Here is a 25,846-nt window from a genome sequence, read left to right as displayed (position 1 = left end):
GGGAGGACATTCTAGCGCCAAGCAGTGTCCTGGAAAGGGCGATCCACGGAGTAGTCCCTTTGGGTGAAAATTTTCGCGATACCCTATTGAAGGATTGCCTGGATCGTGGCGAATGCGCAAAAGTGGGAGGCCCCCAACCTCATCACCCAAAAAATCGCATGTCTGCCATTCTGAAAGCGTTGGATGATTCGGGCAAGTACTGGAACAGGTTTGGCTGGAACAACCCGGACCTTGGCCGTTTTGTTCAAACCGGCGATGAAAGGATTCTCAATGGCATCAAGGTCGAAGACATGTGGCTTATCCCAATTAATGCCGCATTGCCATTGCCTGGCGAGCTGGATGAGCATGGCGTCCGTTTGTTCAGGATGGGGGTGATCTTGGGAGCCCATCGTTTCCTTACAGATTGGCTGCACCGTTTTGCCGGGCACAATCCAGAACTGTGGCGTCACCATCCCGCAGCCGTGCAGCGGCTCAGAGATGCCGGGCTGTCCGATGCCCAGATCCGGTTGATGGATGAGTATGCCGCAGGTTGGGATGCCGACAAAAACCAGCCGACCCCTGCTGGGGAGTTTTACCTTGAGTTGGAGGAAGCTGAAATCCCTGACTTGATCGCGAGCCATTGCTTGGGAGACACGGCGTTTCTGATTGCCCGCCATTTTTCAGACCAGTTGCTGACCCTTTTGAAAGAGGGCCTGCCTCTCCGCCATGTTGCTGGTGCCTATGAGTGCTTCATGAGGGCGAATGTGGAGGTGTTCCATGAGCAGGCGTACAAAGCCTTTCAGGAGCAGAAAGATTCCCATGAAAGGGTAGACCTCGCCGATGCCCTTTTTACGTACAAGCCGGAACTCTACCGTGAGACAGGGTGGGAAGACGCCCGCCGCAAGCTGACTGAGGGCGGAGGTGGACACGTGGAGATCAGGGCTTGCAAGCTGTTGCTGAAGACTCAGGCGCCAGATGTCTATGAACATGTGCGAGTGTGGCTGGCCTCACCCTACAGGGGGAGCGGGGGCAATTTCATGCGCGAACCCGTTCTGGATGAACTTGAGGCAAATCATCCCACGGAGCTGTTGGAAGCCTGCAAAGCCAGCAGCCGGTCGTCGGACGGATCAGTGGCACTGATGGGACTGCGGAGGTGGAAATTGCTGGGAGTGGCCCCTCAGGACGAGGAGTTTGCAGGGTCTGTGCGCGAACTTCTCAAGCATGCTGACAACGCCATGGTGGTGAAGGCCATTTCCGAGGCGGCCGGCCAAGCCGATCCGGCATTGCAGGAGGACCTCTGGGCCCTGCTTCAGCACAAGTCACTGCGAGTGCGTCAGGCGACGGCGCGGTCCTTGGCGGCCTCTGGCAATGAGTCGACACGGGAACGAGCCGCGAAGTTGCTCGCCCACAAGAAGGTGGATGTGCGCCTGGCTGCGATTGCACTCCTGGAACACCTGAGCACGCCTGGGGCTCTCGCCCTGATAAAGTCGCAGTTGGACGTCGAGGAGGACGACGACGTGCGGGACACGATCCTGCTGACGCTGGAACGTGCGGGAGGTGGAGCGGGGTTCTCCCCAGAGGAACTGCAGGCCAGGATCGCCAAGACGCTCTCCAAGTTCAAAGGATCTCCGGTGCCGTGGTTGAAGCCCTCCGTGCTGCCGCTCGTGAAGCGGGATGGAACAAAGTTATCCAACGATGAGCTGCGCTATCTTTTGTACCGCCAGTCCCGGTGCAAGGAAATGCGGGCGGACCTGGAGGCCAAACCTCTCTATGCGGATCTCGACCGAAGCCAAAATGGTGAGACTGCAGCAAAGGCGCTCTCGGCATTTCTTGGCTCTGGTCAAAATGCGGAGCATCGCTGGGTATTCGCTTGGGCAACTCTGATCGGAGACGACCGCATCGTCACCCCGCTCTTGAAGGCCATTCAGGAGTGGGCCGACAGCGGTCGGGGCAAGCTTGCCGAGTACGGAGCCCAGGCGCTGGCCCTGCTGGGCACGGACCACGCCCTCATGATGGTGGAGAGCCTGAGCGTGCGCTATCGGGTGAAAAACAAGAACATTGGCAAGGCGGCTGCAGAAGCCTTCGCTGCTGCGGCAGAAGCCCGCGGCGTGAGCGTGGAAGAGCTGGGAGACCTTGTCGTCCCCTGGCTGGGCTTTGAAGCAGGCAAACCCCGGATTGTGGAGGCTGGCAAGACCACGGTAGAAGTCAGCATTGACCAGGACTCCAAGCTCAGCTTCCGCGACACCAAGACGGGCAAGCGCTCCGGCAAGCTGCCCACTGGGGCACCTGCGGCAATTCAGGCTGAGTTCAAGGAAATGGTGAACACGCTGAAGGAGGCCGCGAAGGCGCAGGTGCTGCGCATTGAGACGCTCCTCGTGCGCCAGTTTCGCTGGCCGATCGGCCGCTGGCAGGAGCTGTATCTGGGAAATCCACTGCTGCGCCCCTTCACCCAGCGCCTGGTGTGGAGCTGGCACGGGGAGGCAGGAGAGTCCCCGCTGGTCTTCCGTGCTCTGGAGGACGGCACGCTCACGGATGTCAACGAAGACTCTGTGACACTGCCGACGGGCGGTTCGGTGGCGATTGTGCATCCGCTGGAACTTGAGGAAACAACCCGCACGGCCTGGCTCCAGCATCTGGCGGACTACGATGTTGCACCGCCCTTCCCGCAGTTCGACCGTCCGGTGATCCGTGTGAAGGACGAGGAGAAGGAGACGCGCTTCGGCAAGCATGTCCACGGGACCGAACTCAACGCCATGACCTTCCGTGGTCGCTCGGAGAAGATTGGCTGGGTGCGCGGCTCGGTGGTGGATGGTGGCGGTGTCACGGGATACCGGAAGGTCTTCTCCGCCGCTGGGGTGGAGGCGTTCCTGAATCTCGAAGGCATGTTCATGGGCATCGGCATGGATGACACCATCACTCTGGGGGAGGTGTACTTTGTCCGCACCGGGACGGTCAAGACGGGCAGCTACACCTATGACGAACCGTCCAAGGAGGATGATCCACGCCTCGTTCCCTTTGGTGAAGTTCCCCCGGTGCCCTTCTCGGAGGTGATGGGAGACCTAAGGAAAATCAGCGGGAAGTCGGACGAGGAAACCGCATCTGACGAAATTGGCACGTGAGGTGCAGCGTCCCCGTGCAGGACGCTCATTTTGGAAAAGGGCCGCATGCGACGGGCTGGACCGTCAGGGGGCTGACTGAGGGGGGAATAACTCCCGGCGAAAATTTGTGCGACACACCACTGGAGGGTTGCCTCGGTTGGTGGAAATGCGCGAGAGTGGGTCTCCTTTTCCCCAGCCCCTCCAAAAACCCCCATGTCTGCCATTCTCAAAGCACTGGATGATACGGCCAAGCATTGGCTGCTCTGGAAGAACCCCGCCATCACCCGCTTCATCGAGACGGGTGACGAAAGCCTCCTCAATGGCCTAAAGCTCAATGACGGGTGGCTTTACACCCTTCACACAGCTCTCCCCGCACCTGGTGATCTGGACGACCACGGCGTCCGGCTGCTCAGGTTGGCGGTGATCATGGGGTTGAAGCGTCTTCTCAAGGACTGGCTGCACCGCTACGACCGGCGCAACGACGGCCTGTTGCACCTGCACCCCGCGGCGGTGCAACGGCTGCGTGAGGCAGGCATGAAAGACGCGGAGATCCGTCTGGTGGGAGAGTATGCCAACGCCTGGGACCACCAAGCCGATGCGCCGACGGTGGTGGGCGAGTTTTACCTCCAGCTTGAAGAAGCGGAGATTCCCGCCTTGATCGACCGTTTTTCCTTCGGAGATGTCGCCTTTCTGATCGCACGTCGTTTTCCCAAGGCATTGCTCGCCCATTTGAAGCAGGGCCTCCAGCTCGGCTACTATCGCAATGCCTGTTACGCCACATTTCTGCGCGCCAATCCCGAGGTCTTTCATGAGGTGGCGCATCAGGTCCTGATCAAGGAGGCTTCCGATGAAGACGCGGTCTTCCTGGCCAATGCCTTGTTTGGGGCGAAGCCGGATTTGTATCGGGAGGCAGGGTGGGAGGCGGCCCGCCGCGTGGTTCCCCAAGGCTCCAACGCCTACAGCGAGCGCCTGGCCTGCGAACTGCTGATCAAAACCGGTGCCCCAGACGCCTTCAAGGTGGTGCTCGAGTGGATGGCCCAGCCCTGCAAGGGCTATGGACAGGACCAACAGCGCAACCTGCTGCTGGATGAGATGGAAAAGAGCCATCCCGCCCAGCTCCGGGATGCCTGCAAAGCCTGTGCCCAAAATCCGAATGGACAGGTTGCGCTCAGCGGATTGAAACGCTGGCGAATGCTGCCGGGGGCAACGGAGGACCCAGAGGTTCCCGATGCATTGCGCGTTCTCCTAGATAGCAAGGAACCTGCCACCGTGATGAGCGCCCTCGCTGAGACCATCAGCTGGGGCGGCACTCAGCTCACTGAGGGAATCTGGGCCCTTCTTCAACACAAGTCCCGGCCGGTGCGCATGGCCGCGGCGAGGGCCCTGGCGGCTCTGGCCCAGCCTGACACACAACCTCGTGCGGTGAAGCTGCTGGCCCACAAGAAAGCCGATGTGCGACTGGCGGCCGTGGCAGTGCTGGAGCAACTCGGCACGCCGGAATCGCTGGCTGCGCTCAAGGGTCATCTGGAAGTAGAAGAGGGCGATGATGTGCGGGATGCCATCCTCCTGGCCCTGGAACGCGCAGGTGGCGGAGCTGCCCTGACGAAAGAGGAGATCGTGGCCCGCATACAGAAGACGCTCGCGAAGATCAAAGGCCTGCCGGTGCCGTGGCTGCAGCCCGCCAGGCTGCCTTTGATCAAGACGGATGGCGTGGCCTTGTCCGATCACGAGGTGCTTTACCTGCTCTACCGCCAGTCCCGGTGCAAGGAAATGCGCGCTGACTTGGAGGCCAAGCCGTTGTATGCAGAGCTGGACCGGGGTCGCAACGGCGGGAGCGCGGCAAATGCGCTCGCAGCCTATCTGGCCTCCGATCAGAATGCAGACCACCGCTGGGTGCTGACTTGGGCAGCATTGGTGGGGGATGATCGCGTGGTCACGCCGCTCTTCAAGGCTGTCCTGGAGTGGGCGGAGAACAGTCGCGGGAAGCTGGCTGAGTACGGCGCCCAGGCCCTGGCGCTGCTGGGCACGGATCAGGCTCTCATGATGGTCGAGAGCCTGAGTGTCCGCTTCCGAGTGAAGAACAAGAACATCGGCAAGGCTGCGGGCGACGCCTTTGCCGAGGCGGCAGAAGCTCGAGGAGTAAGTGTCGAGGAGCTGGGAGACCTTGTCGTCCCCTGGTTGGGTTTTGAAGCAGGAAAACCACGGCTTGTGGAGGCCGGCAAGACCACGGTGGAAGTCAGCATTGACCAGGACTTCAAGCTCAGCTTCCGCGACACCAAGACGGGCAAGCGCTCTGGCAAGCTGCCAGCGGGCAGCCCGGCACCTGTGCAGGCTGAGTTCAAGGAAATGGTGAACACGCTGAAGGAAGCGTCCAAGGCGCAGGTGCTGCGCATTGAGACGCTCCTCGTGCGCCAGTTCCGCTGGCCGGTCTCGCGTTGGCAGGAGCTGTATCTGGGAAATCCGCTGCTGCGCCCCTTCACCCAGCGCCTGGTGTGGAGCTGGCAGGGGGAGGCAGGAGAGCCCCCGCTGGTCTTCCGTGCTCTGGAGGATGGCTCGCTCACGGATGTCAATGAGGAGGCTGTGACACTGCCGACGACCGGTTCGGTGGCGATTGTGCATCCGCTGGATCTTGAGGAAACAACTCGAACGGCCTGGCTTCAGCATCTGGCGGACTACGATATCGCGCCGCCCTTCCCGCAGCTCGACCGCCCGGTCATCCGTGTGAAAGAGGAGGAAAAGGGGACGCGCTTCGGCAAGCAGGTGAACAGCACCTCCCTCAATGCGATGACCTTCCGGGGTCGTTCGGAGAAGATCGGCTGGGTGCGCGGCTCGGTGGTGGATGCCGGCGGTGTCACCTCCTATCGGAAGATCTTCGCGGCCGCAGGCGTGGAGGCGTTCCTGAACGTCGACGGCATGTACGTGGGCATCGGCATGGATGAAACCATCACCCTGGGGGATGTGTACTTTGTCCGCACCGGGACGGTTAAGACAGGCAGCTATACCTATGACGAACCGTCCAAGGAGGATGACCCGCGTCTGGTGCCCTTTGGCGAAGTTCCCCCGGTGCCCTTCTCGGAGGTGATGGGAGACCTGCGCAAGATCAGCGGGAAAACGGGCGAGGAAGCCACCCCTGACGAAACTGCCGCGTGAGGAAGAGTCCGGCTGCGGCCCCGGCAAGACGGAACTCAATCTGTATCGCACATGTTGGACTGGCTCAAAAAGCTGACGGGGCGTGAACCCGGTTGGCGCAAATCTCCCTATCCTGCCGGCGAGCTGGAGTGGCTGGCTGAGGACTTCAAGCGTCTGGAGGGTAGGGCACCGGGCATGGCAGACCGGTTGATGACTTATCTGGCGCTCAGCGAGTCACCTGAGGTTCTCGCAGAGCTGGCCTCCATCAAGGAGGCCACGGCCTTGATCCGCCTGTGGTGCGATGTGGGGTCCTTTGCCCGCCCTAAGAATGGAGGCCTGTCGCGTTTTTTCGCTGAGAGCAGCATCCGGGACCTGGACTTTCATCTGCGGCTTGCCCGCATCCTGCAGGCCCTGGCCAGCACTGGGAACGTGAATCATGAGTGTCCTGGTCTAGACGTCGCTGGCTCCTGGCTGGGTGTGTATTTGTGGGAGGCGACAAGGAACTCGCGCTCCGTTTATCCCCGCAAGCCCCATCCTCCGTTGTTGAACGCCCAGGAACTGGAACAGTTGCTGGAGCGCAACGGAGATTCGCCGTCAATGCTGGTTCGAGGAGCGTTGTGGATTGAACCCGGCGGGCTGGAGGGTACGCCTTATGCCCGGTTGTTTCACATCATCTCAGGCATGAATGAGGCTCTGGTCCGTCATGCCGGGACAGTGAAGGAATGCCTGGCCAACCCTGATGCGAAGCTTCGTGGCCAGATCATTGACTCGCTGGTGCAGGCATCTTTCCCTCTGGCGATCTGTCTCAAGGAAGTGGTGGCCGATGCCTCCGGGACGGCAAAGCAATGCCGTGAAGCGGCCCAATCCTGGCTGGCAAAGGAACGAGCCATTGCCGTCCCTGCCATGGAACAGGTGGCAACCAGCGGAAATGCTGACGAACGCTTTGCCGCCGTGAAGTTTCTCGGGCAGGTCCAGGGTGCGGGCTCTCACGAATTCCTCAAAGGAAGGGCATCCTCGGAGAAGGCCAAGAAAGTGGTGGACGAGATCCAGCGGATCCTCAACACCAGGTCTGCCGATCCTGCGATCTCCGCGCAGCCCGAGCGTGTTCTGGAACTCCCTCCCCTGTCAGAAGATTTGCTGGCAGATCGGGCTCTGGATGAAAGTGTCCGGAGGGATCTCCAGGCTGTCATCGACCAGTCCAATGCCGAGTGGCAGGCCAACTGGGAGAAGATCAAGCATCAGAAGTGGGCACCCAAGGCGCCAAGCCGTTTGGATCCCATCGTGGCGGCGGGCTGGTTTCGCGCCCTGCAAGATCTCCAGGCTGGAGCACCAGCTAGCCCGCAGCTCAACAAAACCCAGCCGGTCAGCAAGGCTCTGGAGGGCTTTGCCGGGCACCAGGCTTTCAAGCTGGTGCATGCCCTCAGATGGTCCATCCTTCTCCGGCCGGACCTGCACAGAGGGAGAAGTTATTTCATCTCCCACGCCACGGTACCGCTGGAGAAATGGGCCGCCCGACATGGTGCGTTCGAGTTGCGGGCGCTTGCCGCCCTCTGTGTGCGCTTCAAACTTCCGGATGAATGGATCGGGGAGTGCTGGCTAAGCGCTGGCCCCTATCTAAACCAGGGGCTGGCAACGGTGCCCCCGGCACTCGCCTGGAGTTATTTCGCGGAACGCCTGGGCCTGTTGCGTCGCGCCTTGGGATGGTTGCCGGTGGATCCCACCGACAGCCTGCGGGGGTACGCGCAGAGCATCAGCAAGGCCAATGCCTGGCGGGTGCTGGCGGCATTCCCTGTGCCACCAGCCCCCCTGGTGGAGGGCATTTGGGAGGTGGCCCTCGGCTCCAGCAAGACGGAGCGGCCTCTGGCCCAATCGGCACTGGAGCAGGCCAATGGAAGGGATGCAAGGATTCTCACGGCGTTGGGATCGAGCCAGATGGAACAGCGCGCCGTGGCGGCGGAGTGGCTGGGGAGGTTGAAGGTGAGAGAGGCCATCGAACCGCTGCGCCTGGCGTGCCACAAGGAGAAGCATGAGCTGCCCAAGGTGGCTATGCTCATGGCGCTGGAGCGCCTGGGCGTGCCGCCCGATGAGTTCCTGGACCGCAAGTCCCTCCAGAAAGATGCCGCCAAACTGATGCGCAAAGGGGTGCCGTCCACCCTGGCGTGGTTTCCTCTATACCAACTGCCCGTGGTCCGTTGGGAGGATGGCAGTGGCGAAGTCCCGGAGGAGGTCATCAGTGCCTGGCTCGTTCAGACCTGCAAGCTCAAGTCTCCCGTCCCTGGTCCGCTGCTGCGCCGCTATGCGGCGGCCATCAAGCCGGCAGACCGGGAGGCGCTGGGGCAGTTTGTCCTCGCCGCGTGGATTTCAGAGGACACCCGCGTTCGCTCACGGCAGGATTGCGAAGCGCAGGCGATGCAGGCGGCCCAACAGATGATGGTCCACGCCCAGCAGTATCCGCAGTACTATCCGAACGCGACCCTGGAGAACTTCTACACCCAGCAGATGACCCTTCTGCAAAACCAGCCGGCGGGTTCTGTCATTGAATCCAAGGGCATCCTGGCCCTTGCGGCCGCCTGCGCCACCTCGGGCGTGGCGTCACCCGTGGCCCTGTATTTGAAGACTTGGTATGGCCAGCGGGTTCACCAGTGCAAGGCGCTGCTCCAGATGCTGGCGTGGGTGGAGCACCCCTCCGCCACACAGACGCTGCTCGCGGTGGGCACGCGCTTCCGCACCAAAAGCCTCCAGGAGGAGGCGACCCGGCTGGCTCAGGAGATCGCTGAGCGCAAAGGGTGGTCGCTGGCCGAGCTGGCCGACCGGACGATCCCCACCGCCGGGTTCGATGAAAATGGCACTGCGGAGCTGGACTTCGGTCCGCGTCAGTTCACCCTGCGGCTCAATGCGGATCTCGAGATCGTGCTCATGGATCCAGAAGGCAAGCCTCTTAAAGCGCTGCCTGCGCCGCGCAAGGAGGACGACGAGGAACTCGCGACGACGGCCAAGAAACAGTTCGCCGCAGCGCGCAAGGAACTGAAGCAGGTGCTCGACCAGCAGCGGGGCAGCTTCTATGAGGCCATGTGCCTGCAGCGCACCTGGCGTTTTGAGGACTGGGATCTCTATCTGAACCGGCACCCGATTGCCCGGCATCTGTGTCAGCGTCTGGTGTGGACCACGGTTACGCCAGAAGGCGGAGTTGAGCGGATCTTCCGCCCCCTTGAAGACGGTTCATTGACGGATGTGGAAGACAACACGGTCTTACTGCAGCCCGATGACGAAGTCCGGGTCGCCCATGGAGTGAACTTGTCGCCCCCGATGGTGGAATCCTGGACTCGGCACCTGACCGACTACGAAGTCACGCCCCTGTTTGACCAGCTTTCCCGGCGGAGTCCGGAGATTGCAGGTGACAAGAATGAGCGCACGGAATTGCGGGATTTCGAGGGGTGGCTGGTGGAGACGTTCAAGCTGCGCGGTCGTGCCACCAAGCTGGGCTATGCCCGAGGTTCCACAGGGGATGGTGGCTGGTTCAGCGAGTATGTGAAACGCTTTCCCACTGCCGGATTGCAGGCGGTGGTGGAGTTCACCGGCAATACCTTGCCGGAAGAGAACCGCACCTGCGCCATGCTGCGTCTTTGCTTTCAGCGGCATGACGGTGGCTATGGTGCGACCGAGCTGCCGTTTTCTCGGGTGCCGGATGTGCTGCTTGCGGAATGCTGGAACGATTTCCGCCAGATGGCGGCTGACGGTCCCGGCTTTGACCCCGAATGGAGCCAGAAGAGTGCCTATTGAAAAACCCACCGGCTGCAAGCTTGCCTGAAACAAGCTGCCCATGGATGATCCTCACCAACTCCCCGCCATCCTTCATGTCCGCCTCCATCCAACCTCCCGCCGAAACCCGGTTCGCTGAAGAACTCGCCGCGCTGGCGGCGAATGACAAGGCACCGCGACCGGAGAACTGGAGCCTGTCTCCCCAGGCGGTGCGTCAGTTCATCCTGGGGTCTGAGGGGGCGGCTCTGACCCACGAGTGGGAGGGGAAGAAGACCAAGACTGTCATCACCCGCAAGTACTATGGGGAGACCGCCCTCATTGAGCGTTGTGTGGTGACGCTCCTCGGCCATCGCGGGCTCATGCTCGTGGGCGAACCAGGCACGGCCAAGTCCATGTTGTCTGAGCTGCTGGCCGCCGCCATCGCCGGGGATTCCAAACTGGTGATCCAGGGCACGGCGGGCACCACGGATGACCACATCAAATACTCCTGGAACTACGCCCTGCTGCTGGCGGAGGGGCCATCGCAGCGCTCTCTCGTGCCTTCACCGCTGCACATCGCCATGCAACGGGGGGCGCTGGCCAGGTTCGAAGAAATCACCCGATGCCAGCCGGAGATCCAGGACACGCTGGTGAGTCTGCTCTCTGACAAGGCGCTCCACATTCCGGAGCTGGGGGATGACTCAGTGCTCTTTGCCAGGAAGGGCTTCAACGTCATCGCCACCGCGAACCTGCGGGATCGTGGGGTTCATGAAATGTCCAGCGCCTTGAAGCGACGCTTCAACTTTGAGACTGTGCCGCCGCTGGCGGACAAGAAGCAGGAGATGGAGTTGGTGAAACGCCAGGCCGAGGCCCTGCTTGCAGACTCCAACATCGCCGTGAAGTGCCCGGATGAGGTGATGGAGGTGCTGGTCACCACCTTCCAGGACCTGCGACTCGGGCGGACGGAGGAGGGGACAGTGATCGAGCGCCCCAGCACGGTCATGTCCACGGCGGAGGCGGTGGCCGTGGCTCATGCCGCCGCGCTGGATGCGCACTACTTTGGCAAGGGCACGCTGGAGCCGGAGCATCTGGCACGCCAGCTTCTTGGCACGGCGCTCAAGGACAACGCGGATGACATCAAGAAGCTGCGGCACTATGTGGATGTGGTGGTGAAGGCCCGGGCGGCGAAGAGCAAGGCCTGGGACCGGTTTCACCAGGCGCGCAAATGGATCATCCGATGACTCCTCCAGACATGGCGCTGGCGGACGGACTCCGGGCGATGCAGCAGAAGCTCATCACCCCGGAGGTTGTTTATTTTCCCGTGCGACACCACAGCCCGGCGTGCGCCTGGCAGATCCGCCAGTGGATTCGCGCACACCGCCCGCGCGCGGTGCTGGTGGAGGGCCCGGATGACTTCACGCCACTCATCCGGCATCTGCTCCATGAGAAGTGCCAGCCGCCGGTGGCCATCTACACGCACTACCGGATCCAGCTTCCGGGTTCGAAGAATAAACAGACCGGGGATGGGCGTCATGCCGGCTACTACCCGCTCTGCGACTACTCTCCGGAATGGGTGGCCCTGCGGGAGGGTCATGCTGTGGGTGCCGACTTGCGTTTCATCGATCTGGACTATCCCAGTCAGCGGGTCGTGGAAGACGCGGCACAGGAGAAGCCCGGGGCACTGAAGATCGAATCCCTGCAGGCGGAGCATCACTTCCGACGCAGCGCCTACCTGCAGGAGCTGGCGCGCCGTCTCGGGTGCCGGGATCATGATGAACTTTGGGACCGCCTGATTGAAGTGCGCGGGTGGCAGGGAGCGCCCGAGAAGCTGGTGCACGAAGTGGCGGCCTACTGCTGGTTCTCCCGTCTCGACTGTCCCCAGGAGGTGATGGAGGCGGATGGCACCCTCGCTCGAGAGGCGGCCATGGCGACCGCCATCCGGGAGGTGCTGGGGCGGCCGACATCTGGGGCGGCGGACGGGCTCGTGCTGGTCGTGACCGGAGGATTCCACACGGTGGTCCTGCCAGACCTGGTGAATGCGGAGTCGCTGCCCCCTGTGCCCCGGCATGAGCCGCTGGAGCGGCACTCCTGCCTCACCCGTTATACCTTTAACCAGCTGGACTCCCTGTCCGGCTACGGTGCGGGCATGCCGCAGCCGGGCTACTACCAGGCCTGCTGGGAGGCCTTCACCTCCGGTGATGACAAGCCGCTGGATGTCGTGGCCCTGCGGATGATCGTCGAGCTCGGGCGGACGGCGCGGGCGCGGGATCTCGCAGGGACCATTTCTGCCGCCGACGAGATCGCGGTACTGGCGCAGACTCAGGGTCTGGCTCAGCTCCGTGGTCATCCTGGTCCCTCGCGTGAAGACGTGTGGGATGGCCTGCGTGGGGCGATGGTGAAGGGCGAGATGGGCGCGGACGGTGGGGCGCTGATGGCTCTGGCACGACAGCTCTTTACCGGTCGGGCTACGGGTGAGGTGCCTCCTGATGCCGGAGTGCCGCCGTTGGTGGAGGATTTTCGACAAATGGCGCGACAAACCCGGCTGCCGCTGGAGTTTGCCACCACGGAAGGGGTGGCGCTGGAGATCTACAAGAAGGAGACCCACCGTAAGGTATCGCGGTTCCTGCACCAGCTCGAATATCTACAGGTGCCCTTCGGAACCCGGAAGGCGGGGCCGGACTTTGTTAACGGCACGAACCTCCGGCGCATTGTGGAGCACTGGGACTGCCAGTGGTCTCCTCATACGGAGGCGGTCCTGATCGAGCGCTCGGTCTATGGTTCGTCGGTCAGGGAGGCCGCAGCCTCCAAGCTGGCAGAGGCGGTGGCCAAACTGGAGGCCAACACCAACCCTGGCACAGGTGAGGGGGTGGCGTTGCTTGTCCGTGCCTGCCTGATGGGCCTGCCTGACGCGGCGACCCTGCTGGCCGCGCAACTGGGCAATTGGATCGCCTCCGATCCCTCTTTCAGCTCCGTGGCGAATGGGCTGGGGCAGATGCTGCTGCTCTGGCAGAGTCGGGAGCCGCTGGAGGCCCGGAAGCTCAATCTGCTCCCTGCTCTGGTGAAGGCGGCCTACCAGCGGGCCTGCCAGTTGCTGGAGCAGGCGGCCGTGCTGCCAGAAGACCAGGCGGAGCCGGTGATGCTGGCATGTTTGATGTTGCGGTCACGTCTGGCCGCCCAGGGCGATGATGAAGAGACGGATACCGACACCGATGAGGATGGAGCCGGGCCGCTGGATGCCGCCCCGTTCTGGGATGCGTTGAGACGGGTGCTGGAACAGGCCCAGTGTGCGCCCCTCTTGCGCGGAGCGGCGGCAGGACTCCTGTACACTGCGGGGCTCCTGGAACTAGAGCCCCTGCTGGCGATTACCCGGGGCAATCTGGCACCGGCGGTGGGTGAAAGCGCCCGGCAGATTGCTTTCCTCACTGGCCTGCTGAAAGCCGCCCGGGAACTCACCTGGCGGGAGCCCCGCCTTCTCTCGGAAGTGGAGGCTCTCATGACCCACTGGAGCGATGACGAATTCTTGCGGAGGCTTCCGGATCTGCGTCTTGCGTGGTCAGACCTCACCCCACGTGAAACTGATCGCGTGGCGGCTCTGGTGGCAGAGAACCACGGCGTCACCCATTTGTCCCTGCCGCGGAATGCGGGTGTGACCGAGGCAGATGTGCTCGCGGCCCTGCGGGCGTCATCTGTGGTGGAGAAAGCCCTGCATGAGGACGGTCTCGCCAGCTGGCTGGAAACCCTCGATCCCCAATCTCTACCGGAGGCCGCCCACGCATGAGCAGCAGCATCCTCGAACGCTGGCGTCTGGTTCTTGGAAAGTATGCGGAGGACCGGCTCTCCACGCCGCTGGGGGCGGAGCAGGCGCGCATGGAGGCGGCGCTGGATTATCTCTACTCGCGGGAGTATCAAGGCAGAGGCCTGCGTGAACCTACGGGCGAGAGCCGTGAGGGCGGCAGCGGGCCCTCCCAGTTCACCGTGCCCGCCTGGCTCTCGGAGGTGCGGGTGCTCTTTCCGAAGGAGACGGTGGAGGTCATTGAAAAGCACGCGCTGGACCGCTACGAGATCAAAGAACTCGTCACCGATCCGGAAACGCTCGCCAAGCTGGAACCCAACCTGGATCTGGTGAAGACGCTGCTGAGCTTCCGTGGCCATCTCAAAGGGCAGGTGCTGGACCAGGCACGGCGCATCATCCAGCACGTGGTTGAGGAAATAAAAGACCGCTGGCAGAGCGAGGTGCGGCAGGCGCTGACGGGACGGCTGAACCGTTTTCGCCACAGTCCGCTCAAGGCCGCGCAGAACTTTGACTGGCGGGCCACGCTCCGGCGGAATCTCAAGAACTATGATCCAGCCCGGAAGACCGTGGTGCTGCGGGATCCGCGCTTCTTCGCCCGCAACACGCGGCGGCTGCCCTGGCACATCATCTTGTGCGTGGATCAAAGCGGCAGCATGGCAGACAGCGTCATCCACAGCGCCGTCATGGCGGGCATCTTCGCCGGGCTTCCCTCCCTGCGGGTCAAGCTGGTGGTCTTTGACACGGAGGTGGTGGATCTGAGCGAGCACGCAGAAGATCCCGTGGAAGTGCTCATGAGCGTGCAACTGGGCGGCGGCACGGACATCGCCCGGGCTCTCAAGTACTGCGAGGGCCTTTTGGAAAACCCACACCGGACCGTGCTCGTGCTGGTGAGCGATTTCATGGAGGGCGGACCCGTGGGCCAGATGCTCGCCGCGGTGCGGAGGATGAAAGAGGCCGGGGTGGTGTTGATGGGGCTGGCCGCCTTGAATGCTGAGGCCATCCCTGTGCACGATCCCGCCTCGGCGCAGAAGCTGGCAGAGGCGGGCATGGAGATCGCGGCCCTCACCCCCAAGCAACTGGCTGGCTGGCTGGCCAAGATCACCAGTATGAAATGACATGAGCCGCGAGCACGAGATCCGGCAGGTTTATGCCGCCCTGACTTCGGCGGCTCTGGAAGCGCTGGCCAACAAGGGCCTGTTGCGTCGCGCGCAAAAAGATGTGGAGCGCGGGGAAGTGGGAGCACTGGCCTTCGCGGAGGACATGGACTCCCTGACCGTCACGGTGAGCGGGCATCGGGTGCGGCTCCCCATCGCGGGGCCGGGCCGGGCGGCGTGTTCCTGCCCGGCGGCGGGAGTGTGTCAGCACATCCTGGCAGCGTGCTTGAGCGTCACGTGCGAATCTTCCTCGAACCCTTCTGAGCAACTCGCTGCGGCAGGTGGTGAACGTGTGAGGGAGGAATGGCTGGCCCCGGAAGACGCAGCGCTGGTGCAGACCTTCAGCCTCCCGGTCATGCGGGCGGCGTATGAGCTGCTTCAGCAGCAGGAGCCTCTCATTCATGCGGCGGCGGATCTGGTGGTCCGGTTCCCGCATCTCAATGCCGAGATCCGTGGATTGCCGGGCACGGGACTCGCAGGGATCCTGGTCTCCGGCTCCCCTGAGAAGAAGCATGACCTCATGACGGCCGCAGCCTTGCAGGCCGTGCGTCGGATTGCAGGAAAGAACTGGGAACCTCCTGCCTTGAAGACAGGCAGCGAAGCGGCAGGGGCCACCCGCGCCGAGGTGTTGCCTGCCGTCACCACCCTGCTGGAGGAGATGGTGGCCGCGGGGCTGGCCCGGCTGACCGAGTCGGAGGGCCAGCGGCTGGAGTCGCTCGGCGTTTCCGCCCAGGCCGCCGGGTTGCCACGCCTGTCGCTGCTGCTGCAACGGCTGGCCACCCAGGTGGGTGACTGGCTGGACCGGAGGCCGCAGGCCGACCTCGCCAGGTTGCTGGCGGATGCCGCGCAGGCCTATGCCTTGACCCAGGGGCTGGATCAACAGGCACAGCCGCATCTGACCGGGACACCGCGGGAGAAGTATGCGGAAGTGGGCACGCTGCAACTCAGTGGAGTGGCCGCATGGCCCTGGCGCACCGCCTCCGGATATGAAGGGTTGACCGTACTGTTCTGGGATCTGGACAACAAGGACTGGTCCACCTGGACCGAAGCCCGCCCCAAGGCCTTCGCCGGTGGGTTCAGTGCCGTGGGGAGATACACCGCACCCGGGCCGTGGGAAGGGGCGGATTCCCCCTCGCAACTGGCAGGCAGCCGGTTTCGCCTCATGAAGGCCCGTCGGAACCGGTGGGGAAGGCTATCTGCCAGCAGCCAATCGCAGGCACTCGTGACGGGCTCCTCGAACCCGGCGGACATCCTGGCCCCGGTGGTGACCAACTGGGAGCATCTGGAGAGGCAGTTCGCCGCTGCGTCCCGGCCGGGCTTGCGGGAACACGATCCCCGGCAGGCGTTTCATCTCCTCCAGCCTGCCCGCTGGGAAAGGCAGCCTTTTGACCCGGTCTCTCAGTCGCTGTGCTGGTACCTCATGGACGACACCGGCCGGGCTCTGTTGCTTCGGGTGGTGTATGACGATCTCACCAAGCCCTTGATCGAAGCCCTGGAAAACTTTCCGCCGGATGAGCTCACCGCATGCCGTGTGATCGGGCGCGTGCATCGGGAGGGGGGACATCTGGTGGTTCATCCTCTGGGGCTGTTGCGGGAGAGCGGACCTGTGGTGCTGGCCTTTCCTCAGGAGAGATCCGCTGCAAAACCGGCACGAACCCAGATTGCTGCGCCCCAGGTGCCGAAGGCGGAGGAGGGCGATGAGGAAGAAGAGATCGAGGAGACAACCGAGTCGGCAACGCCTCTCGCCATGGGGCCCTTGCAGATGCTTTTGTCCGGGCTGGTCAGCTCCTTGGAATGGATGGCGGAAGGGGGCACCAGCACGGCCAACTACCGCGCTGGGGAGGAGTTGAGGGAGTGGCAGGCCCGTGCGAAGACGCTTTCGCTGGCCCCGCTGCTGCCTTCCCTGGAAGTCTTGTGTGCCCGGCCGAGGGCTGCAGCGCTGCTGCGGTGCCGGTGGATAGTGAGTGTGTACCAGTCGCTGGACGGGTAGGTTGGGATGGAAGAGGCGGGGGCATCCCGGGTTCGTAGGATTCATCGCCCCAATCGCGGTTGATGAAACTCCTCGCCAGTTCCGGCGTTTGCATGATCTGGCCAACACCCCACATTTCATGCGATGTCCTCTATAGAGATCCGCCCCTTGCAGTTTCTGATTTCACGTCGCCGCTTGCTGGCCGCCTCTCTCCTGGGGTGTGAGCTGCTGCATGGCGGGGGAGCGACCGCTGCTGACCTGGAGCCGGCACCGGAAGGGAGTTTCACGGTGGTGGTGATCCCGGACACGCAGGGGTACTTCGGGGCCAAGACGAAGCGCTCGCCCCTGAGCTCCGATCCGGTGACGAACCCGGTGTTTGAGAATCACATCCGGTGGATCAAGGAACAACTGGCGGATCAGCGCATTGTCTTTGTGAGCCACGTGGGGGACATCGTGGAATACAACAACGAGGTGGAGTGGTCGGTGGCGAGGAAGTGCCTGGACGGGCTGCACGGGGTGGTGCCCTACAGCCTGACGGTGGGGAATCACGACATGAAGACCAAGGGGGACTCCACGCTGTATCAGAAGTTCTTCGGGGCGGACCGGTTCAAGGAATTTCCCTGGTATGGTGGGACCTTTGCCCCGGATCGGTCCACGGTGGAGATCTCCGGCAACAATGCCAACAGCTATCAGCTCTTCAGCGCCGGCGGCTTCGACTTCATCCACCTCAGTCTGGAGTGCAATGCCCCGGACGACGTGCTGGCCTGGGCGGATGCGCTGCTCACCCAGCACGCTGGCCGGCGGGCGCTGATCACCACCCATATGGATCTGGGCGTGCTGGAGCATCCCAAGACCAAGGAGGGCTTCATCCATGATCCCAAGGGGCGCATGCGGTGGCACAAGATGCACGGCGAGCGGGGCAACACGGCCGTGCAGATGTGGGACAAGCTCTACCGCAAGCACGCGAACCTGGGCTTCATCTTCTGCGGAGACCAGAGCCGGTGCACCGCCCTGAAGCTCGACACGGTGGGTGATCATGGCAATGTGGTGCATGCTCTCCTGTCGGACTACACCTCTTCAGGACCGCTTCGGCTCTACCGGTTCCTTCCGAAAGAAAACCGGGTTCAGGTGATAACGTATGACACCACGAAGCATGAACTGACGGACAGCACGGAGTACGTCAAGCCGCGGGAGGAGCACCAGTTCAGCCTGCCGTATGGGATGTCGGAGTGATGATCGAGATGGGTGGTGCCGTGGAGGGCGGGTTGGGGTCGCAGTGGGCCAGGCCGCCCTGGCTCCTTCGGAACAAATTCAATACCCTCTCTTGTCCAACGTAGACTCGCTGGAGGCTCGTCAACGTTGGGCTTGTTACGTTCAACGGAGTGGTCGGGCAAGGTGGTCACAGAGCTTGAGCTCGGAAGCTCCACGCCAACGGCGTGATACAAAATAGCCCGGGGTCAGACCGCGAAGCGGTCGCCACCCCGGGTATCGATGCGAGAGCGCTGGAACTCCAAGGGAGTTCTACAGACCGTCCAGATTACCCGGAGATGACCGTCTCGTATGCGGTGGATACCTCAGGGATGTGGCCACAGTTTGTAGAACTCACTTCGGAGTTCTGATCCATCTGCTTGTGTACCCAGGGTGGCGGCTCGTGCCTCGCCTGACCCTGGGCTATTTTGTATGACGCCCTTGGCGTCAGAGCGCTCTCATGCGACAGCGGTAACACCCTTTAACCTGACGTGCATGCGCAGTGGCGGACCTTTCAGGCCGCCATGCCAGGCGGGGGCGTAAACCCAGGGTCTGCGTCCACTTTGTGGCCTGCGCCCCTGGGCTGGGCTCTTTGGGCCCTTCAGGCCCGGATCGCTTCGTGGGAGACATAAGGCATAAGGCCTGCGCTCACGCTTGGGAGTGGGCGATGAGCGGAACGGTCAGGCAAGGTAGTCACAGAGCTTTAGCTCGTCAGTCGTGCTAGCATGTCTTCCAATACCGAGCTAAAGCTCTGTGACTACTTTAAGCTGCCGCTACGGGCGTAGTCCGGTTGTGCCAACCGGCTTTGGGAGCGTCTCAGGACGTGATCGGCATGAGCCCATTCTTTTTTTGCTTCGCTGCCTTGCTTGTTTTGTGTAGCGTCCTCCCAAATCATTGATGGCGGAGGACGCAGACATCATCGTGTTGGGAGGGGGCGCGTCAGGGCTGGCGGCGGCCTATCTGGCGGCGCGGGCCGGGTTGAAGGTGATGCTGGTGGAGGCGAATGAAACGGTGGGTGGGCTGCTTTCCACGTTCGAGGTGGGCGGCACGCGGCTGGAGCACTACTACCACCACTTCTTCTCGCATGATGAGGAGCTGCGCTGGCTCTGTGCGGAGCTGGGCATTGCCGACCGTCTGCACTACCATGCCGCCACGATGGGTATGTATCGAGGAGGCAACCACTATGCCTTCAACAGTCCCGTGGACCTCCTGTTGCGGTTCAGGCCCGTTGACCTGCCGGGGCGCGTCCGGTTCGCGGCGACCAGCCTGTATCTGGGTTCCTATGCCGACTGGCGGAACTGGGAGCACATGACGGCGTTGGATTGGTTTCGCCGCTATGCTGGACGATCTGCCACCGACGCGATCTGGCGGCCGATGCTGGAGATCAAGTTTGGCCCTTACGCCAGTGAGGTGCCGGTCTCGTGGATGATCGGGAGATTGCGGCAGCGAATGAACTCCCGGGAAAAGGGAGATGAGCGCCTGGGCTATCTGGAAGGCAGTCTGGAGGTGCTCTTGAGGGCGCTCCTGCAACATCTCCAGCGGCTGGGCGTGGTGGTGAAAACGAGCCTGCCAGTGGAGGAACTCGTGGTGGAGAGGGGCGCTGTGCGTGCCATCAAGACATCGGAGGGGGCTTACGCGGCCCGTCAGTTCCTGTCCTGTCTGCCGACGCCGGTTCTGGCACGGCTGTTGGCTCCTCATCACGCCGACTATGCCGCGGCGCTGGGGAGAGTGCAGTACTTCGGCGCGGTGTGCACGATCCTGGAGATGAACCAGCCGCTCAGCAGCACGTACTGGCTCAATGTGGCGGATGAGGGGTTCCCCTTTGGTGGCGTGATCGAGCACACGAACTTGATCCCGGCCTCGCATTATCAAGGGCGGCATCTGGCGTATCTGTCCCGCTACTATGAGGCGGGGCATCCCCTGTCCAGCATGACCAAGTCTGAGGTGGCGGAGACGATGATGCAGCCCTTGTCGCGCATCTATCCCCACTGGCAAGCATCGCAGGTGGAGAACGTGCATGTCTTCCGCACCAACACGGCTGCGGTGGTTTGTGATCGCGGGTTCTCCCGGAAGGTGCCGCAAGTTTCCACCCCGCTAGGTGGGCTGCACGCCATCTCCATGGCGCATGTGTATCCTGATGAGCGCAGTTGTAACAACTCGATCCGCACGGCGGCGGCCGCCTTGCGGAGCATGGGCCACCCGACCGGGGATCTCCCGCGAGGGCCCAGCCTGGCGGGTCAGATCGGGTTTGCGTGAGGGAACCCCTTCACGGTGGCGAAGCGGGTGTTGTAGGCTTGACGGGTGGTGGTGAAATGGGCTCCACGCGCACCAGGTTGCGGGGAAGCTTGGGATCCACGGTGAAACGGAATCCCGGGTACATGCTGCCCAGTCGTTCCAGGCGGGCTCCAGAGAGGAACAGCTGGGTGTTCTCTCCGATGAGCGGGTTGGGAGCCAGCCAGTTGGGAAGGCGGAAGGCGCGGGGGTAGAAGGCCCTGCCGCGGAAGGGGCCTTCGTCGTAGAAGTATCTCAGCGTCGGGTAGCTGTGCACTTCCACCGCCACGGTGCCGCGTTTGGGCTTGTAGCGATCGAGGTAAGGCAGCGTCTTTCCGAGGTCGAAGGTCAGATCCCGGCGATGCACGATGAGACAGGTGCAGAGCACGCAGATGGCCGCGACCAGCACGGCTTCTTGCAGGACAGGGTTCGAGCCCATAGGCCCTCTACGGTGGGAGAGGCCCTCCAGAACATCCGCCGTCACCCGCACGAGCATCACCGCAGAGAGTGCGTGGAGATAACTGCTCCACTTCGTCTGCACCGCCCAGGGGTGCCACTTCCACAGGGCGGCGGTGAAGAGCACGGTCGCGAGGGACACGAGGTAAAACTGCCGTGAGCGGTGCCAGGCGTCCCCTTCAGGCAATGAGCCAGCAGGCTTCTTCAGAAGGAAGAGAGCGATTGCGGGAATCACCGTGGTGGGCAGCGCTACGAGGGAGAAGAGATTGCCCGCCAGAAGTTTGAAGGTGTCTGTCCAGGGGATGGCCCCCAGCTTGTGAGGGTTCAGGTATTCCACCATGGCGCCAGCGTCATAGGCGATGCGGGCATGATACTGGGGGACGAATCCCAGAAACACCACGCCAAGACCCGCAATGCCCAGCGGCACAAAGAAGAGAAGCAGGTGCACGGCACGCTTGGACCACGGAACTGGCAGCCGCACCACCTGAAGGAGCCAGATCACGCTGATCGCTCCTGCAATGAAGATCGCACTGTACCGGGACGTGAGAAACAACCCCAGCAGCAGCCCTGCGATGAGGCTGGTGGCCGTTTTGGGCCTGGTGAGGAAGAGGTCCAACAGCAAGCAGCCGACAAAGACGCCGGTGAACTCCATGCTGTAAGCGCGGGTTTCGTTGGCATGGTCCAGCAGAAGCGGAAAAGCGGCAGGCATGAGGGCGCTGAGGAGGGCGAAGCGCCAGCTCTTCCGCCAGCGCCAGCCCAGCCAGCCGAGGGAGAGCATCCCCACCAGGAAGAAGGCCAGCGGCAGGATCCGCATCCAGAGGGGGTCTCGTGCGATCAGGAGCCAGTAGTAGAAGATCACGCTGAAGCCACCCGGGTCCAGGTTGGCCAGGCCGTTGTGTTTCATCACATCGGCGAGCCCGCCCGGTGTCTGGAAGGGAGGGCTGAAGGCATCCAGCCCCCGAGAGATCCAGTACTGCACCGATTCATCGTACCAGAAGGCGGTGGAGGCGACGGCACGGTTCATGAAATTGCCCACGGCCACCACGCCTGCGCACGCCAGCAGGAGCGTGAGGACCAGATTCCATCTTGGGGTGAAGGGACGTATCGGCATGGATTGAGAAAAAGGGGTGCTGACAGGGCTAGGGCTAGGGCTGGGGGGAAGATCGGGGGGCGTCCGCTTTCTTGGGGGTCTTCTCCGGCACGGGTTTCGCCAGGTGGGTGAAAAAGGGTGACCGGACCGAACCCACGTACTGCCCGATGAAGAAGAGCTGCTCACGGGTCTGGCGCTGCTGTTTGAAGAGGTCTGGCACTTCGGCCGTCGGAGGAATGTAAACCCAGTCCCAGGAGCGTTCCGCGAACCGCTGCCCGGTGATGCGCAGCATGTTCAGGGGGTACAGGGCCCCTACGGCCAGGACCACCAGCAGAGCTGGACTCCAGGCGATCTGCCTTCCTGCAGGTGGGGTGGACGCGCATGAGGTGAGGGTGCGCAGGGCGATGAGTTGCAGAACAAACAAGGGCGGGATGCAGACGCGCATGACCAGATCGTTGTAGGCCCCGTAGTGGATCCAGGGCAGCAGCACCAAGGTGCCACCCGCTACGTACACCCAGCGTCGCTCTTGGGAGGCTTGGCGCGGGAGCGCCAGCAGGATCAACACCGCCAGCAGGCCGAACTCCAGGAGGAGGGTGCCTGTGTACGCCGGGAGGAATTTGGCGAAGCCTCTCTCAATCGGTGTGATGTAGAGCTCCCCACGTTGGACCACCTGGGGCTCGGAGGTGAGAGAAGGCGGAAAGCGGACCGGCGCGCTCCGCGACTGGAAATACATCACCAGCACGGCCAGGAGCAGGGCTGCGGCCAGGTTGGCGGGGCACCACAGCTGGCGGATCCCTTCGGTCCACCGGCGGCGGGAGACGCCATTCCAGAACAGGTAGAGAAGACCCAGCCCCACGGTGACAAAGGGGGACCAGAGCAGGCTGAGCGCGAAGATCCCGCCCAGCGGAGGGACCTTGTTCACTCGTTCCAGGGAGGAGATGAGCAGGGCGGTGAAGAGCCAGCCGGGAATCGCCTGGTGCGGCGCGTAGGCGATGAGGGTGAGGTTGGACGGGAGGGTCCAGAGACTGTTCCACCACTCGCCGTCAAAGTTGTTTCTCCACTGCGTGGGTTTCCACAGGGCATCGCCGACCAGGTCCCAGCCGGAGAAGAAGAGCAGGCAGGCGAGCACGAGCCACCACCGGCCGCCTGAAAGAGACCAGAGCCACAGTCCGGCGAGGAAACAGCCCGCGATCGTCCAGAGGTAGATGGCGAGGTTGGCCGCCTCCCATCCGAATGCCTTGCCCACGAGGCTGGCGGGCAGGTAGTAGGCCACATAGTAGATCAGCGCGACGGGCTGCTTCATCTGGTCGTACACCACCGGCCACGGGCGCTCAATGAGGTCCTTGAGGATGGCGTTGTGCTTGATCCAGTCCCAGTTCTGCACGCCCAATCCTCCGGCACCCTGGGTGCTCACAAGGAGCGCCACCGCGCCCAGGAACACGCCTGCCTGCCACCAAGGCCAGTCGCAGGGATTGGCAGGGGCGGACCGGCAGAGACGGCCCAGAGGCCATGCGGCTACCAGTGCGACCGTCACGGCAGGGAGGGCCCAGGGCCATCTCAACCAGCCAGCCAGAAAAATGACGACGGGCAGGGCCAGATAAATGACGGTGACCGCCGGGAGCCAACGCGGCAGGCAGGGTGATGGAAGACGCGCCGCCTCCGCATCTCGACGGGATGGGGAGGATGGATCCGTTGACGACTTCGACATCATTTTGCCATCTCGCCGAGAGATCGGCATCGACAGCCAATCTGGCCACGCCCTGCCTTTTATCAATTTTTCTTCACCCTCACCCAGTGCAAACCCTCACAAAGTTCAGGGACCACGCCCCCGCTGGAAGGAGCTGATCGGGTCTGGATCCCGGTGATGCGCAAGCCCTGCTTCATCATAGGGCGAAGCAGGGCTTGCACCGGGCCTCAGGGCTATCAACCGGGAGTTGGTGGCGGAGGTGGTGGAGGGGGCGGCGGCGGCGGGGGTGGGGGAACGGTGTTCATACGGTATAGGCTTTCTCTGTGCACTCGGATGAGCCTGGTGCCAGTTTTGGCAGTTGGGTTATCCGACCAACTGCCCGGAGTATCATTTAATGGAAGAATGCGCAAAAAATTACTGTTTGGTAACATTCCGCCGGGGCTGGGCCCGGAGCGTGTACGCCTTTTGCTCGGTGGAAGTGGACCCGCCTGGTTGACTTGCCCGGAGGGGCACGCCATCGTGCGCCGAGGTGTCATCAGCCATGGAAGATCATCCCGAACAGCCGCCGCATTCTGAAGATTCCCGGAACTTCACGGCCTACGAAATTACGGCGGGGGCCAAGGACTGGACCCTGACCGCTGCGCCGTATCAGCGGCAGCTCATGGATGACACCCCGGGGCGAGGAGCTTACCGCTGCCTGCCCCTGAGCATGGCCAACCAGGCCGGGTGGTTTGTGCATGCTTCTGTCGCGTTCACCGCCGTTTGGAGTGGAGGAGTCGAGGCCGCTGCCGTTCAGATAAAGTTTGATGAGGCGTCTGTCGTTGGTGCCGAGGCGGTGATGTCCCATTTCGGCAGCGGCATCATTACCTTCAGGCTGCCGTTCCTTTTCCGCACCCCACCGGGGATCGGATTGCTGGCCCGGGGTGCTCCGAACTGGCCGCTGGTGAACTTTGCCCCGCTGGAGGGGCTGGTGGAGACGGACTGGAACCCCGCCAGCTTCACCATGAACTGGAAGATCATCGAACCCGACCGGCCAGTCCGTTTCGAAAAGGAGGTGCCGGTGTGTTTCATTCAACCGTTTGACCTGAACCTGCCCGAGCGTCTCCAGGCAGAGCGCAAACCGCTGGACCAGCAATCCGACGACGGCCGGGACTACCTCGCCTGGCGGAAGGACCGGCAAGCGTTCCTGGGTTCAGAGGCCCAGAAGCGGGGTGAATGGCAGAAAGATTATTTCCGCGGTATGGACGCTTCAGGCAGGGCTGTCGAAACCCATCGCACGAACTTCCGGCTGAGTGAGTTTGAAGTTCGCGGTAAATGATGAAAAAACGTTGCGGTCTGCACCGTGAATGATGAGGATGGCATCGATCCTGCGTCATGGTGCTCACGCACCCTGTGCGGGCCTGCACATAAAAACCAAATACCTATTCTATGAACACGGTACCACCACCACCCCCTCCGCCCCCGCCACCGCCGCCGTGATTGGCGTCGGCTCCGGCTGGAGCCCAGCCCCGGTCTGCGCAAGCGGTCCGGGGCTGTTTATTTTGGGACAGTGCGTGTGGGCGAAAAATCTTCTCGACAGGAACACTGTGTTCGGTTATTTCTGTCTTAACCGAAAGAACGAAAAGAGCGCTTAACACCAGCCGCCGTGAAAGACCTCCCGCCCACCGCCCAAAAGTTCATCCTCCACTGGGGGGAGATGGGTGTGCGCTGGGGGATCAACCGCACGATGGCGCAGATTCACGCGCTGCTCTTCCTCTCGGAGAAGCCGCGCCATGCGGAGGAGATCTGTGAGATCCTGGAGCTGGCGCGCTCGAATGTCAGCGTGGCGCTGCGGGAGCTGCAGGGCTGGGGCATCGTGAAGATGGTGCACCTGCCGGGGGACCGGCGCGATCACTTCGAGAGCATGAAGGACGTCTTCGAGATGTTCCGCGTCATCGTCAACGAGCGCCGTCGTCGCGAGGTGGACCCGACCGTGAGGCTGCTGGACGACTGCCTGCAGGAGAGCGGGGGCAAGGCCAAGGCCGGTGAGGCCCATGTGCGGGAGCGCCTACAAGAGATGCGGGACTTCTTTGAGGTGGCCACCACCTTCTCCTCCCAGCTGGACCGTCTGCCGACGGGGTCCCTGGTGAAGATCGCCCGCATGGGCGAGAAGACGCTCAAGCTGCTGGGCCTGGGCGGTTAGGACGGAGGGTGTGAGCCCTTTTTTTTGATTTTCAATTTCGTTACTTTCCGAA

General features: G+C 62.7%; 13 protein-coding genes. 11 read left to right on the top strand and 2 right to left on the bottom strand.

Going from position 1 to position 25,846, the window contains the following annotated elements:
• Window positions 1–158: 158 nt before the first annotated feature.
• The 9 genes from BV106_RS05090 (at window position 159) to BV106_RS05050 (ending at window position 20,364) form a co-directional block, all read left to right on the top strand.
• The gene (locus BV106_RS05090) at window positions 159–3,098 is read left to right on the top strand and encodes a DUF4132 domain-containing protein (protein ID WP_038161478.1); all 2,940 of its coding nucleotides are present in this window, start codon (window positions 159–161) and stop codon (window positions 3,096–3,098) included.
• Window positions 3,099–3,290: 192 nt separating this feature from the next.
• A complete protein-coding gene (locus BV106_RS05085; protein ID WP_038161475.1) occupies window positions 3,291–6,227 on the top strand; it encodes a DUF4132 domain-containing protein in 2,937 nt (978 codons plus the stop codon).
• Between the two features lie 51 nt (window positions 6,228–6,278).
• A complete protein-coding gene (locus BV106_RS05080; protein ID WP_038161472.1) occupies window positions 6,279–9,986 on the top strand; it encodes a DUF4132 domain-containing protein in 3,708 nt (1,235 codons plus the stop codon).
• A gap of 74 nt (window positions 9,987–10,060) precedes the next feature.
• Window positions 10,061–11,185: an AAA family ATPase gene (locus BV106_RS05075; RefSeq protein WP_038161637.1), complete on the top strand. Its 1,125-nt coding sequence runs from the start codon at window positions 10,061–10,063 to the stop codon at window positions 11,183–11,185.
• A complete protein-coding gene (locus BV106_RS05070) occupies window positions 11,182–13,722 on the top strand; it encodes a DUF5682 family protein (protein WP_038161468.1) in 2,541 nt (846 codons plus the stop codon). Before BV106_RS05075 ends, BV106_RS05070 begins: the two co-directional genes overlap by 4 nt.
• On the top strand, window positions 13,719–14,852 hold the full coding sequence (locus BV106_RS05065) for a VWA domain-containing protein (RefSeq protein WP_038161465.1): 1,134 nt from the start codon (window positions 13,719–13,721) through the stop codon (window positions 14,850–14,852). The genes BV106_RS05070 and BV106_RS05065 overlap by 4 nt, the downstream gene beginning before the upstream one ends.
• Window position 14,853: 1 nt before the next feature.
• The gene (locus BV106_RS38120) at window positions 14,854–16,881 is read left to right on the top strand and encodes a hypothetical protein (RefSeq protein ID WP_038161462.1); all 2,028 of its coding nucleotides are present in this window, start codon (window positions 14,854–14,856) and stop codon (window positions 16,879–16,881) included.
• A 123-nt stretch (window positions 16,882–17,004) separates the two neighbouring features.
• Window positions 17,005–18,093, top strand: a complete 1,089-nt coding sequence (locus BV106_RS05055; RefSeq protein ID WP_265595354.1) for a metallophosphoesterase — start codon at window positions 17,005–17,007, stop codon at window positions 18,091–18,093.
• A gap of 912 nt (window positions 18,094–19,005) precedes the next feature.
• Window positions 19,006–20,364, top strand: coding sequence for an FAD-dependent oxidoreductase (locus tag BV106_RS05050; RefSeq protein ID WP_038161459.1), 1,359 nt, complete (start codon window positions 19,006–19,008; stop codon window positions 20,362–20,364).
• 10 nt (window positions 20,365–20,374) lie between these two features.
• On the opposite strand, the gene BV106_RS05045 is transcribed toward BV106_RS05050, so the two are convergent.
• Entirely contained in the window at window positions 20,375–21,946 is a 1,572-nt protein-coding gene (locus BV106_RS05045; protein WP_038161456.1) for a hypothetical protein, read from the bottom strand.
• Between the two features lie 34 nt (window positions 21,947–21,980).
• A complete protein-coding gene (locus tag BV106_RS05040; protein WP_265595353.1) occupies window positions 21,981–23,459 on the bottom strand; it encodes a hypothetical protein in 1,479 nt (492 codons plus the stop codon).
• A gap of 694 nt (window positions 23,460–24,153) precedes the next feature.
• Between BV106_RS05040 and BV106_RS05035 the strand changes: the two genes are divergently transcribed.
• Together BV106_RS05035 and BV106_RS05025 are read left to right on the top strand one after the other, a co-directional pair.
• The gene (locus tag BV106_RS05035; protein WP_038161451.1) at window positions 24,154–24,930 is read left to right on the top strand and encodes a DUF6065 family protein; all 777 of its coding nucleotides are present in this window, start codon (window positions 24,154–24,156) and stop codon (window positions 24,928–24,930) included.
• Between the two features lie 327 nt (window positions 24,931–25,257).
• Complete coding sequence (locus BV106_RS05025) at window positions 25,258–25,794, top strand: MarR family transcriptional regulator (protein WP_038161446.1); 537 nt, start codon at window positions 25,258–25,260, stop codon at window positions 25,792–25,794.
• The last annotated feature ends 52 nt before the right edge of the window (window positions 25,795–25,846 follow it).

Source organism: Verrucomicrobium sp. BvORR106 (assembly GCF_000739655.1).
Lineage (GTDB): Bacteria > Verrucomicrobiota > Verrucomicrobiia > Verrucomicrobiales > Verrucomicrobiaceae > Verrucomicrobium.
The sequence above is the reverse complement of the archived record's forward strand: the minus strand, read 5'-3'. Positions and strand labels throughout refer to the sequence as shown.